Annotated in this window: 9 protein-coding genes; 1 reads left to right on the top strand and 8 read right to left on the bottom strand. The window is 62.1% G+C overall.

The features are described from left to right. Positions 1–658: 658 nt before the first annotated feature. Both N4Q37_RS23740 and purL read right to left on the bottom strand, forming a co-directional pair. Positions 659–970 carry a Nif3-like dinuclear metal center hexameric protein gene (locus N4Q37_RS23740; RefSeq protein ID WP_123578175.1) on the bottom strand — a complete coding sequence of 104 codons (312 nt, stop codon included), beginning with the start codon at positions 968–970 and terminating at the stop codon, positions 659–661. Positions 971–974: 4 nt separating this feature from the next. Further along, positions 975–4871, bottom strand: coding sequence for a phosphoribosylformylglycinamidine synthase (gene purL, locus N4Q37_RS23745; protein WP_260962215.1), 3897 nt, complete (start codon positions 4869–4871; stop codon positions 975–977). A gap of 289 nt (positions 4872–5160) precedes the next feature. On the opposite strand from purL, the gene mltF reads away from it, so the two are divergent. Beyond that, positions 5161–6621 carry a membrane-bound lytic murein transglycosylase MltF gene (mltF, locus tag N4Q37_RS23750; protein WP_260962217.1) on the top strand — a complete coding sequence of 487 codons (1461 nt, stop codon included), beginning with the start codon at positions 5161–5163 and terminating at the stop codon, positions 6619–6621. Between the two features lie 115 nt (positions 6622–6736). Here mltF and pdxJ read toward each other — a convergent pair whose 3' ends face one another. From pdxJ to lepA, 6 genes are all read right to left on the bottom strand, one after another. Next, complete coding sequence (gene pdxJ / locus N4Q37_RS23755) at positions 6737–7480, bottom strand: pyridoxine 5'-phosphate synthase (protein WP_260962219.1); 744 nt, start codon at positions 7478–7480, stop codon at positions 6737–6739. A 51-nt stretch (positions 7481–7531) separates the two neighbouring features. Beyond that, positions 7532–8221 carry a DNA repair protein RecO gene (gene recO, locus N4Q37_RS23760; RefSeq protein ID WP_260962220.1) on the bottom strand — a complete coding sequence of 230 codons (690 nt, stop codon included), beginning with the start codon at positions 8219–8221 and terminating at the stop codon, positions 7532–7534. 176 nt (positions 8222–8397) lie between these two features. Continuing rightward, positions 8398–9300 (bottom strand): GTPase Era, encoded by a 903-nt coding sequence (gene era / locus N4Q37_RS23765; RefSeq protein ID WP_260962222.1) that lies wholly within the window; start codon positions 9298–9300, stop codon positions 8398–8400. Further along, positions 9293–9982 carry a ribonuclease III gene (gene rnc / locus N4Q37_RS23770; RefSeq protein ID WP_260962224.1) on the bottom strand — a complete coding sequence of 230 codons (690 nt, stop codon included), beginning with the start codon at positions 9980–9982 and terminating at the stop codon, positions 9293–9295. The genes era and rnc overlap by 8 nt, the downstream gene beginning before the upstream one ends. A gap of 325 nt (positions 9983–10307) precedes the next feature. Continuing rightward, positions 10308–11162, bottom strand: a complete 855-nt coding sequence (gene lepB, locus N4Q37_RS23775; protein WP_260962226.1) for a signal peptidase I — start codon at positions 11160–11162, stop codon at positions 10308–10310. Between the two features lie 5 nt (positions 11163–11167). Then, positions 11168–12967 (bottom strand): translation elongation factor 4, encoded by a 1800-nt coding sequence (gene lepA, locus N4Q37_RS23780; protein ID WP_260962228.1) that lies wholly within the window; start codon positions 12965–12967, stop codon positions 11168–11170. Between the last annotated feature and the right edge of the window lie 122 nt (positions 12968–13089).

Genomic DNA, 13089 nt, shown 5'->3' on the forward strand with positions numbered 1-13089 from the left:
ACAGCAACAGCAACAGCAACAGCAACAGCAACAGCAACAGCAACAGCAACAGCAACAGCAACAGCAACAGCAACAGCTCACATACCTGCATTTCTTTAGCTGAGCCACCGCTATCGGATGATGTTGGCTATGCTGCCGCCATCGCGAGCAGGCTCGCTCCCACAATTGGATTGGGTGCACTTGAGAGAAACAGGCCGGCTGTCAGGCCGCCTCGCGAGCAAGCTTTGCTCCCACAGATGAATCTAGATACAGCCAGAAAACCCAGGTCGGCCGTTAGGCCGCCTCGCTTTGGCTTTTGATCCTGCTTTTGATCTTGGGGCCCCATTAACCACAAGGGCCGAACGCAGGCGTTGCGTAGTGGGCATCCCGGCATGGAGGCCGGGATAGCCGCGCTGGGCCATGGAGGGCCCTTCGCGGCGGGCCCACGGAGCAATGCCGGAGTGAGGGAACACCGAGCCTTGGCGAGGTGCCCAGTGGTGGGGCCAAGCCTTTTTTGCTTACTTTTTTTGGCGTTTGAAAAAAAGTGAGCCGCCGTCAGGGCGGAACCCTAAGCAGCCGTGACCGCAGCAACGGATATACACCCAAAACTCGCCCCCAATAAAAAACCCGCCGATCTACTCAGCGGGTTTTTCATTTAAGCGATCCAAGCGCAGGAAGATCAAAAGTCCTCCAACCGCCACACCTCATACGCCGGCGTCTCGTAGGGATGGCTCTGTTTCAGCGCCTCCACTACTCCACGAATCAACTCATCAGCAACGACAAGCTCGACCTTCCACTCCTCGACCTGCTCAACCTGCCCCGCCTCGCCAATGAACGGCTGGCTGCCGTCCAAAGGACGAAACTGGCCCAGGCCCAGCACTTGCCAGGCGCAGTGGTCATAGTCGCCGATCCGCCCACCACCGGCGGCGAATACGGCGTTCTTGACCTCGTCCACATGGCTGGCCGGGACGAAGAAGCAGAGCTTGTACACGCCTTTAGTTCACCCAGACGCGGGCGTTGCGGAACATGCGCATCCATGGCGCGTCTTCGTTCCAGTCGTCCGAACGCCACGAGTTCTGCACCGCGCGGAACACACGCTCCGGGTGCGGCATCATGATCGTGACGCGGCCGTCGCGGCTGGTCAGGCCGGTGATCCCGCGCGGCGAGCCGTTCGGGTTGGCCGGGTAGGTCTCGGTGACTTTGCCGTGGTTGTCGACGAAACGCAGCGCCACGCAACCGGACAGATCAGCTTCAAGCAACGCTTCTTCGCTTTCGAATTCCGCATGGCCTTCACCGTGGGCGATGGCGATCGGCATGCGCGAACCGGCCATGCCTTGCAGGAAGATCGAGTTCGATTCCTGCACCTGGACCATCGCCACGCGCGCTTCGAACTGCTCGGAACGGTTGCGCACGAAGTGCGGCCAGAATTCGCTGCCCGGGATCAGCTCGTGCAGGTTGGACATCATCTGGCAACCGTTGCACACACCGAGGGTGAAGCTGTCGGTGCGTTCGAAGAAGCCCTGGAATGCATCGCGGGCGCGGCTGTTGAACAGCGCGGACTTGGCCCAGCCTTCACCGGCACCCAGCACGTCACCGTAGGAGAAGCCACCACAGGCGACCATGCCCTTGAAGTCATTCAGGTCGACACGACCGGCGAGGATGTCGCTCATGTGCACGTCGATCGCGTTGAAGCCGGCACGGTCGAACGCCGCCGCCATTTCCACCTGGCCGTTGACGCCCTGCTCGCGCAGGACCGCCACTTGTGGGCGGATGCCTTTCTTGATGTAAGGCGCGGCCACGTCCTGGTTGACGTCGTAGCTGAGCTTGGCGTGCAGGCCCGGGTTGTCTTCGTCCAGCAGCACGTCGAACTCCTGCTCGGCGCACTCGGCGTTGTCGCGCAGGCGCTGGATCTGGTAGCTGGTCTGTGCCCACTCGCGCTGCAACAGGCGGCGCTGGCCTTCGAAGACGTTTTCGCCATTGAAGGTGATGTTGATGTGCGCGTTGTTGATCGGCTGGCCGATCACCGAGACGCAATCGGCCAGGCCCGCGGCGCTGAACTGGGCGAGCACGTCCGGGGTGGCGTCCTGGCGAACCTGGATGACCGCACCCAACTCTTCGTTGAACAGGATCGCCGGGATCTCAGCAGCCGATTCGGCCACGCTGTCCAGGGTCAGGTTCAGGCCGCAGTGGCCGGCGAAGGCCATTTCCACCACGGTGGTCAGCAGGCCGCCGTCGGAACGGTCGTGATAGGCCAGCAGGTGGCCGTCGGCGTTGAGGCCCTGGATCACAGCGAAGAACGCTTTCAGGTCTTCGGCATCGTCAACGTCCGGCGCTTGCTTGCCGAGCTTGCCATGCACCTGGGCCAGGATCGAGGCGCCCATGCGGTTCTGGCCACGGCCCAGGTCGATCAGGATCAGGTCGGTGGTGCCCTTGTCCATGCGCAGCTGCGGGGTCAGGGTCTGGCGGATGTCGGTGACCGGGGCGAAACCGGTCACGATCAGCGACAGCGGCGAGGTCACGCTCTTGTCCACGCCCTCTTCCTTCCAGCGCGTGGCCATGGACATGGAGTCCTTGCCCACCGGAATGGTGATGCCCAGCTCCGGGCACAGCTCCATGCCGACGGCCTTGACGGTGTCGTACAGGCGGGCGTCTTCACCCGGATGGCCAGCGGCGGACATCCAGTTGGCCGACAGCTTGATGTCGGAGATCTTGCCAATGCGCGAGGCCGCGAGGTTGGTCAGGGTCTCGCCGATCGCCATGCGGCCCGACGCGGGGGCGTCCAGCAGCGCCAGCGGCGTGCGCTCGCCCATCGCCATGGCTTCGCCGGTGTAGACGTCGAAGCTGGTGGCGGTGACGGCCACGTCGGCCACCGGCACTTGCCATGGGCCGACCATCTGGTCACGGGCCACGAGGCCGGTGATGGTGCGGTCGCCGATGGTGATCAGGAAGCTTTTGCTCGCCACGGCCGGGTGGTGCAGGACGCGCTCGATGGAATCGGCAAGGTCGAGGGTGGACGGATCGAAGTCATCGCCCAGCTCGGTTTCGCGAACGGTCGAACGGTGCATGCGCGGGGCCTTGCCCAGCAGCACTTCCAGCGGCATGTCCACCGGGCTGTTGCCGAAGTGGCTGTCGGTCACGGTCAGTTGCGGCTCGGCGGTGGCTTCGCCGACCACGGCGAACGGGCAGCGCTCGCGTTCGCAGATGGCCTGGAAGCGCTCGAAATCGGCCGGGCCGACCGCCAGGACGTAACGTTCCTGGGATTCGTTGCTCCAGATTTCGTGCGGGGCCATGCCCGGCTCGTCGTTCGGAACATTGCGCAGTTCGAAGCGGCCACCACGGCCACCGTCGTTCACCAGTTCCGGGAAGGCGTTGGACAGGCCGCCCGCGCCGACGTCGTGGATGAAGCTGATGGGGTTCTTGTCACCCAACTGCCAGCAACGGTCGATGACTTCCTGGCAACGACGTTCCATTTCCGGGTTTTCCCGCTGGACCGAAGCGAAGTCCAGGTCCGCCGAGCTAGTACCGGTGGCCATGGAGGAAGCGGCGCCGCCGCCCAGGCCGATGAGCATGGCCGGGCCGCCGAGGACGATCAGCTTGGAGCCGACCACGATCTCGCCTTTCTGCACATGTTCGGCGCGGATGTTGCCCATGCCGCCCGCGAGCATGATCGGCTTGTGGTAGCCGCGAACCTCTTCGCCGCGCGGGGTGGCGATGGATTGTTCGAAGGTACGGAAGTAGCCGGTCAGGGCCGGACGGCCGAATTCGTTGTTGAACGCCGCGCCGCCCAAGGGGCCTTCGATCATGATGTCGAGGGCGTCGACGATGCGCTCAGGCTTGCCGTAGGGTTTTTCCCACGGCTGTTCGAACCCCGGGATCTGCAGGTTCGACACGGTGAAACCCGTCAGACCGGCCTTGGGCTTGGCACCGCGGCCGGTGGCGCCTTCGTCGCGGATCTCGCCACCGGAACCGGTGGACGCGCCCGGGAACGGGGCGATGGCGGTCGGGTGGTTGTGGGTCTCGACCTTCATCAGGATGTGCACCGGCTCCTGGACCGCACCGTACTGGCGGGTCTCAGGGTTCGGGAAGAAGCGGCCGGCGACGTTGCCGACGATTACCGCGGCGTTGTCCTTGTAGGCCGAAAGCACACCTTCGTTGTGCATCTGGTAGGTGTTCTTGATCATGCCGAACAGGCTTTTTTCCTGGCTCTGGCCGTCAATGTCCCAACTGGCGTTGAAGATCTTGTGGCGGCAGTGCTCGGAGTTGGCCTGGGCGAACATCATCAGTTCGATGTCGTGGGGGTTGCGCTTGAGGCCCTGGAAGGCGTTGACCAGGTAATCGATCTCGTCTTCGGCCAGGGCCAGGCCCAGCTCGACGTTGGCTTTTTCCAGCGCGGCGCGGCCACCGCCCAGGACGTCGATGGCGGTCAGCGGCTTGGGTTCGGCGTGGCTGAACAGGCCGGCGGCCTGCTCGAGGTTGTCCAATACGACCTGGGTCATGCGGTCATGCAGGCTTTCGGCGATCAGTTGGGCCTGGGCCTCGCTGAATTCACCGGCCACATAAAAGGCAATGCCGCGCTCCAGGCGCTGGATTTTCGACAGGCCACAATTGCGGGCGATATCGCTGGCCTTGCTCGACCATGGCGAAATGGTGCCGAAACGCGGCAGCACCAGGAACAGGCGACCAGTCGGCTCCTGGACTGGAACGCTTGGACCGTACTTCAGAAGGCGCGCGAGCACCTGCTGTTCGTCGCCGGTCAAACCGCCGGTGACTTCGGCGAAGTGAGCGAATTCAGCATACAAGCCACTGACAGCCGGCACTTTCTGGCTCAGTTGCTCAAGAAGTTTGCTGTGGCGAAAGGCAGAAAGGGCAGGAGCGCCGCGCAGGATCAACATCTTCGGGACAGCCTCGGGAAGGGGGTGTGCTTTGAGGCCGTGCATTCTAGCCTAAACCGCCGCCGACGGCACCCGAAACGGCATACACGATGCAGGCCGAATGTCGGTCTTTGCATGAATGCCACCGTCGCGAAGGGATTGGCCTCGCCCCACCAAGATATTTTTCGCCAGTGGCAGCCCCCGCCGAGCGCCGGCCCGCACGCGTTACGGACACGTTTTGCAACCGCTAGCAGACTGGCCTTTTGCTGTCGAGATATGGTGTCAGGGGCCGTTTGCGTATACTGCGCAGATGTTTTCCCCAACGGCTTTGCGTCCGCGATACGCCAGGTGGCTGATCGCAACCGGACTCTTCCTGGTGCTCAGTGGTTGTGTTGAGAAACCCAACACACTGGAGCGCGTAAAGGAGGATGGCGTGCTGCGGGTGGTTACCCGAAACAGCCCCGCCACCTACTTTGAGGATCGTAACGGTGAAACCGGCTTCGAATACGAGCTGGTGAAGCGCTTCGCCGACGATTTGGGGGTGGAGCTGAAGATCGAGGCCGCCGACAACCTCGACGACCTGTTCAGCCAGATCGGCAAGCCCAACGGCCCGGTATTGGCCGCCGCCGGTTTGGTCAGCAGCGAGCAGCGCAAGAAACAGGTGCGTTTCTCCCATTCCTACCTGGAAGTCACCCCGCAGGTCATCTACCGTAACGGCCAGTCACGCCCCACCGACGCCTCAGCCCTGGCCGGCAAGAAGATCATGGTGCTCAAGGGCAGTACCCACGCCGAACAGCTGGCCCAGTTGAAACAGCAATACCCGGGCATCGAGTACGAAGAGTCCGACGCGGTGGAAGTGGTCGACCTGCTGCGCATGGTCGATGAAGGCCAGATCGACCTGACCCTGGTGGACTCCAACGAAGTGGCAATGAACCAGGTGTACTTCCCCAACGTCCGCGTGGCCTTCGACCTGGGCGACGCCCGCAGCCAGAGCTGGGCGGTGGCGCCCGGCGAAGACAACAGCCTGCTCAACGAAATCAACGACTACCTCGACAAGGTGCAGAAGAACGGCACCCTGCAACGCCTGAAAGACCGCTACTACGGCCACGTCGATGTCCTCGGCTACATGGGCGCCACCACCTTCGCCCAGCATTTGCAGCAACGGCTGCCCAAATACGAACAGCATTTCAAGACCTACGCCAAGCAAGAGAAGGTCGACTGGCGCCTGCTGGCCGCGATCGGCTACCAGGAATCGCTGTGGCAACCGGCAGTCACCTCCAAGACCGGCGTCCGCGGCCTGATGATGCTGACCCAGAACACCGCCCAGGCCATGGGTGTGTCCAACCGCCTGGATCCGAAACAAAGCATCATGGGCGGCGCCAAGTACCTGGCGTACATGAAGGATCAACTGGACGAGAGCATCGAGGAGCCGGACCGCACCTGGTTCGCCCTGGCCGCCTATAACGTGGGCAGCGGCCACCTGGACGACGCCCGCAAGCTGGCGGCCAAGGAAGGGTTGAACCCGAACAAGTGGCTGGACGTGAAGAAGATCCTGCCGCGCCTGTCCCAGAAACAGTGGTACAGCAAGACCCGCTACGGCTACGCCCGGGGCGGCGAGCCGGTGCATTTCGTGGCGAACATCCGTCGCTACTACGACATCCTGACCTGGGTGACGCAACCGCAGCTCGAAGGCAACCAGGTGGCCGAGGGCAACCTGCACGTGCCGGGTATCGACAAGAGCAAGCCGAATACGGAAACCCCGCCGCTCTGACAGCCCGCCCTACCCCTCTGAGGGAATGAGCCTGCAAGCCTGTTGGGAGCCTGTGGGTCTGTGGGGAGCCTGTGGGAACTCCCCCTGGGACACTCTCACAAGGGTTGAAAGGGGATCAGGATTTAGCGGCCGCCAGGATCAGCGCTTTCATCTCCGCCACCGCCGACTTAAAGCCAACAAACAACGCATGCGCCACCAGCGCATGGCCGATGTTCAGTTCGTTGATGCCCTTGATGGCCGCTACCGCCTCGACGTTGTGGTAGTGCAAGCCATGGCCGGCGTTGACGATCAGGCCCTGGGCCAGGCCAAAGGAGACGCCGTCGGCGACCCGTTGCAACTCATCGGCCACAGCCGTCGGGGTTTCGGCATCGGCATAACGGCCTGTGTGCAGTTCGATGGCCGGGGCACCGACACGCTTGGAGGCTTCGATCTGTCGCTCGTCGGCATCGATGAACAGCGAGACCTCGGCACCGATCTTCGACAAACGCTCCACGGCCGCCCTGATCCGCGCCTCCTGCCCGGCCACGTCCAGGCCGCCTTCGGTGGTCAGCTCCTGGCGCGTCTCCGGCACCAGGCAGATGTGCGCCGGGCGGATGCGCTCGGCGAACGCCATCATCTCCTCGGTCACGCCCATTTCGAAATTCATGCGGGTTTGCAGCACATCCTTGAGCAACAGCACGTCGCGCTCCTGGATGTGACGACGGTCCTCACGCAAGTGCACGGTGATGCCGTCGGCACCCGCCTCTTCCGCGTCCAGCGCGGCCTTGACCGGGTCCGGGTAGCGCGTACCACGGGCTTGGCGCAGGGTGGCGACATGGTCGATGTTCACGCCGAGAAGAATGCGATTGCTGGTGCTCACGAAAAAGCGCTCCTGAATGGGCAGATAGTCGGCCCACAGCATACGGGTAGATCAGGGCTTGCGAAACAACTCGCGACTGACCAGCGGCCGGCCACCCAGATGAACCGCCAACGCCTGGCGCATCAGCCGCTTGGCCGCCGGCAAGGCACCCGGGGCGCTCCAGTCCGCTTCGGCCATGGCCAACAGCTCGGTACCGTTGAACAGACCGGGCTGGAGCAGGTAGACCCGCTCCAGCCCGGCGTCCACTTGCAGGCGATACAAACCGTCCGCGGCGATGGGCGCGCCGTGCAGGTCGGTGTCCAGGGAAAAGCCGTAGCCCAGTTCGTCCAGCAGGCGCCATTCGAACGAACGCAGCAAGGGCTCCAACGCTCGCCCCTCGGCCAGGGCCAGCAGCGTGGCGGCGTAATGGTCGAAGAGCGCAGGATGGGGATCTTCGGCAGGCAACAGGCGGATCAGCAGCTCATTGAGGTACAGGCCGCTGAACAACGCTTCGCCGTTGAGCCAGGTGGCGACGCCGCTGCTTTCCATGCGCCCGACGTTCTTCAACTCGCCGCGCCCGCGAAATTCGACTTCCAGCGGTACGAACGGTCGCGCCAGCGTCCCGGCCTTGCCCCGAGCGCCTCGCAACACCGCCCGCAACCGTCCTTGCGGCGTCAGGAAGTCCACCAGGGCACTGCTTTCGCGGTAGGCGCGCGAATGCAGGACGTAGGCGGGTTGGGCGATGGGTTGGGTGGGGGACATGGAGGTCGCAGCTCTCAATGAATGAGCGCAATTGTATAAAACAACCTGGAACCAATGTGGGAGCAAGGCTTGCCCGCGATGAAGTGGGTGCGGTCATTCAGAATTGCAGTGCTTGTATCGCGAGCAAGCTTTGCTCCCACCAAGCTCGCTCTCACAATGGAACGCATCCAGAAAGATCAGAGGTCGCCGTAGCCCAGCGACCGCAACGCCCGTTCATCATCGGACCAGCCGCCCTTCACCTTGACCCACAGGTTGAGCATGATCTTGGAGTCGAACAGCAGCTCCATGTCCTTGCGCGCTTCGGTGCCGATGCGCTTGATGCGCTCGCCCTTGTCGCCAATGATGATTTTCTTCTGGCCGTCACGTTCAACGAGGATCAACGCATGGATGTGCAGGGTCTTGCCCTGTTGCTTGAACTCTTCGATCTCGACCGTGATCTGGTACGGCAGCTCGGCGCCCATCTGGCGCATGATTTTCTCGCGCACCAGCTCGGCGGCGAGGAAACGGCTGCTGCGGTCGGTGATCTGGTCTTCGGGGAAGAAATGCTCGTTTTCCGGCAGGTGTTCGGCAATCACCCGCTCCAGCGCGTCGAGATTGTGACCGTGCTGGGCAGAGATCGGGATGATCTGGGCGTTCGGCAACTGCTCCTGCAACCAGGTCAGGTGCGGCATCAGTTCAGCCTTGTCTTCGATGCGATCGGTCTTGTTCAGCGCCACGATCAACGGACCGGTCACGTACTGGACGCGTTCGAGGACCATCTGGTCTTCTTCGGTCCACTTGGTGCGATCGACCACGAAGATCACCACGTCGACGTCTTTCAACGCCGCCGAGGCGGTCTTGTTCATGTAGCGGTTCAGAGCCTTCTCGCCGCCCTTGTGCATGCCCGGGGTGTCGACGTAGATCGCCTGCACGTCGCCTTCGGTCTTGATGCCGAGCATGTTGTGGCGGGTGGTCTGGGGCTTGCGCGAGGTGATCGCCAGCTTCTGGCCCAGGATGTGGTTCAGCAGCGTGGACTTGCCCACGTTCGGCCGGCCGACGATGGCGACATAGCCGCAGCGGGTGACGGTTGTATCAGTCATTGCCATTCTCCACGCCCAGGGCGATCAGTGCGGCGGCGGCAGCCACCTGTTCGGCGATGCGACGGCTTACGCCCTGGCCGCGGCTTTTTTCATTCAGCAATACCACTTCGCACTCGACGAAGAAGGTCCGGCAATGCGGTTCGCCCTGGATGTCCACCACCTCGTAGCGCGGCAACTCGCAGCTGCGCGATTGCAGGAATTCCTGCAGACGGGTCTTGGGGTCCTTGTTGGTGTCCACCAGCGTCAGGCTGTCGATCTCGGAGGTCAACCAGGCCAGTACGCGCTCGCGCGCCACTTCCATGCCCGAGTCCAGGTAGATCGCGCCAATCAATGCCTCCAGGGCATCGGCCAGGATCGACTCGCGACGGAACCCGCCACTTTTCAACTCGCCGGAGCCCAGGCGCAGGTAGTCGCCCAGGTCGAAACCACGGGCCAGTACGGCCAGGGTCTCACCTTTTACCAAACGCGCGCGCAAACGCGACAACTGGCCTTCACGGGCCAATGGAAAACGCTCGAACAGCGCCTCGCCCGCCACGAAGTTGAGGATGGCATCACCGAGGAATTCCAGGCGTTCGTTGTTGCGCCCGGCAAAACTGCGGTGAGTGAGGGCCAGGAGCATCAGTTCCGGGTCCTTGAAGGTGTAACCGAGCTGACGCTCGAGACGGCTTAGAGAAACGCTCACGGCTTACCCACGCTGAGTTCGTGGCTGGATTCCACCGCTGCGGCCATGGGGCGCCGCTGGCTTGGGACAATTAACGCTGTGTTCAAAAATAACGTCCTGACTATCGTTGGCGCCTTAGGGTTTGTACGAAAAGTGCCTGCGCGGCGATCATGCTGCGTTGAAAACAGGCTCGGAATGCTCATTTACAATCAGTAAAGTCGGGCGCGACCCCGGCCGTTCCTCGCCTGTTTTCGCCTTGCCTGATCGCTGCTCGGCGACTTTTCATATAAACCCTAGCAGGCTCCAGAAATGCATTCGGCGCTGTGTTCAACAGCGCCGTGTGTGATTACTTGATCAGGCCGACCCGCGAGAAATTCGGCAGGTGGCCAAGTTTGGGCTCCGGCCAGCTCATCCAGACCGCGAAGGCCTTGCCGACGATATTGCGGTCGGGAACCATGCCCAGCAGGTCCTTGGGAATGTTCGGATCATCCCAGTAGCGGCTGTCGTTGGAGTTGTCGCGGTTGTCGCCCATCATGAAATAGTGCCCCGCCGGCACGGTCCACGAGTGGTCCGGCGTTGCGCGGTAGCGGCTCATTTCCTTGCGGATCAGGTGTTCGACCGTGCCGAGTTTTTCCTTGTAGAGTTCCGCGCTGCCCAACGTGCCCGGTTCGGAGCCGAGCAGTTGTTCGGCGACCGACTCACCGTTGACGAACAGGCGCTTGTCGGCGGTGTAGCGGATCGTGTCGCCCGGCAGGCCGACGACACGCTTGATGTAGTTGACGTTCGGGTCGCTCGGGTAGCGGAACACCATGACATCGCCGCGTTGCGGATCACCGATCTCGATGACCTTCTTGTCGATCACCGGCAGGCGGATCCCATAGGAAAACTTGTTCACCAGGATGAAATCGCCCACGTCCAGGGTCGGCTTCATCGAACCGGACGGGATCTGGAACGGCTCCACCAGGAACGAGCGCAGCACCAGCACGATGAACAGTACCGGGAAGAAGGACTTACCGTACTCGACCAGCAGCGGTTCCTTGTTGAGCTTTTCGACCACCAGGCCATCCGGCTGGCTGACGCTGCCCTGATAAGAGGCGATGGCCGCCCGGCGCCGCGGCGCCAGGAACAACAGATCAAGCAACGCCAACAGGCCGCAGACGAACACGGCAATAACCAGCAACAGCGGGAAATTTAGCGACATAAGACCTAACTATCCAACCTGAGCACCGCAAGGAAGGCTTCCTGTGGAATCTCCACGTTACCGACCTGCTTCATGCGTTTTTTACCGGCCTTCTGCTTTTCCAACAGCTTGCGCTTACGGCTGACGTCGCCACCGTAGCATTTGGCCAATACGTTCTTTCTGAGCGCCTTGACGGTTGTCCGCGCCACAATCTGCCCGCCAATGGCGGCCTGGATTGCCACGTCGAACATCTGCCGCGGAATCAGATCCTTCATCTTCTCGGTCAACGCGCGACCTTTGTAGTGCGCATTGTCCCGGTGCACGATCAGCGCCAGGGCGTCGACCTTGTCACCGTTGATCAGCACATCCAGCTTCACCAGATTAGCCGATTGGTAGCGATCGAAATGATAGTCCAGCGAAGCGTAGCCGCGACTGGTGGATTTCAGGCGATCGAAGAAATCCAGCACCACTTCGTTCATCGGCAGGTCATAGGTGACCTGGACTTGCGAGCCGAGGAACAGCATGTCGTGCTGCACGCCACGCTTCTCGATGCACAGGGTAATGACGTTGCCCAGGTGCTCTTGAGGCACAAGGATATTGGCGCGCACGATCGGCTCGCGCATGTCCTCGATCGATGACAAGTCCGGCAATTTGGACGGGTTATCGACGTAGATGGTTTCACCGGTCTTGAGCAACAGCTCGAAGATTACCGTCGGCGCCGTGGTGATCAGGTCCAGGTCGTACTCGCGCTCCAGGCGCTCCTGGATGATCTCCATGTGCAGCATGCCCAGGAACCCGCAGCGGAAGCCGAAGCCCAGGGCGTCGGAGCTTTCTGGCGTGTATTGCAGGGACGAATCGTTGAGCGTCAGCTTTTGCAGGGCTTCGCGAAAATCTTCGAAATCATCGGAGCTGACCGGGAACAGGCCGGCATAGACCTGCGGCTGGATACGCTTGAACCCGGGCAATACGTCGACATCCGGGGTCGAGCTCAGGGTCAGGGTGTCACCCACCGGCGCGCCGTGGATGTCCTTGATGCCAGCGATGATGAAGCCCACTTCACCGGCCTTGAGATCGACGGTGGCGGTGTGTTTGGGGTTGAATACACCGACGCTGTCCACCAGGTGGATCTTGCCGGTGGACTTGACCAGAATCTTGTCGCCTTTCTTCACGCGGCCCTGGCGCACGCGAACCAGGGAGACCACCCCCAGGTAGTTGTCGAACCAGGAGTCGATGATCAACGCTTGCAGCGGATCTTCGACGTTACCGGTCGGCGCCGGGATGGTCGCCACCAGGCGCTCGAGCACTTCGTCCACGCCCAGGCCGGTCTTGGCACTGCAGGTGACCGCGTCGGTGGCGTCGATGCCGATGACTTTCTCGATTTCTTCTTTCACGCGGTCCGGATCGGCCTGGGGCAGGTCGATCTTGTTCAGCACCGGCATGACTTCCAGGCCTTGCTCGATGGCCGTGTAGCAGTTGGCGACCGACTGGGCCTCGACGCCCTGGCCGGCATCGACCACCAGCAAGGCGCCTTCACAGGCGGCCAGCGACCGGCTGACTTCGTAGGTGAAGTCGACGTGACCGGGGGTGTCGATGAAGTTCAGCTGATAGGTGATGCCGTCGCGGGCCTTATAGTAGAGGGTAACGCTGTGGGCCTTGATGGTGATCCCGCGTTCACGCTCGAGGTCCATGGAGTCCAGGACCTGGGCTTCCATTTCACGCTCGGCCAGGCCGCCGCAGATCTGGATGAAGCGATCAGCCAGCGTCGACTTGCCATGGTCAATGTGGGCGATGATGGAGAAATTGCGGATATGACTCAAATCACTCACGGATCAACACTCAAAAAGGCTGCAGGCATGGCCCGCCGAAAAATAGCCGGGAATTGTACCTGATACACCGAGCAAGTGGGAGCAAAGCTTGCTCGCGAAGCAGCCACCTTGATTTCTGAAAG

It is taken from the genome of Pseudomonas citri, from assembly GCF_025336485.1.
GTDB lineage: Bacteria > Pseudomonadota > Gammaproteobacteria > Pseudomonadales > Pseudomonadaceae > Aquipseudomonas > Aquipseudomonas citri.

Coding starts and splice junctions, on each gene's coding strand:
- mltF (WP_260962217.1), top strand. CDS start 5,161: ATGTTTTCCCCAACGGCTTTGCGTCCGCGATACGCCAGGTGGCTGATC.
- recO (WP_260962220.1), bottom strand. CDS start 8,221: ATGTCCCCCACCCAACCCATCGCCCAACCCGCCTACGTCCTGCATTCG.
- era (WP_260962222.1), bottom strand. CDS start 9,300: ATGACTGATACAACCGTCACCCGCTGCGGCTATGTCGCCATCGTCGGC.
- lepB (WP_260962226.1), bottom strand. CDS start 11,162: ATGTCGCTAAATTTCCCGCTGTTGCTGGTTATTGCCGTGTTCGTCTGC.
- purL (WP_260962215.1), bottom strand. CDS start 4,871: ATGTTGATCCTGCGCGGCGCTCCTGCCCTTTCTGCCTTTCGCCACAGC.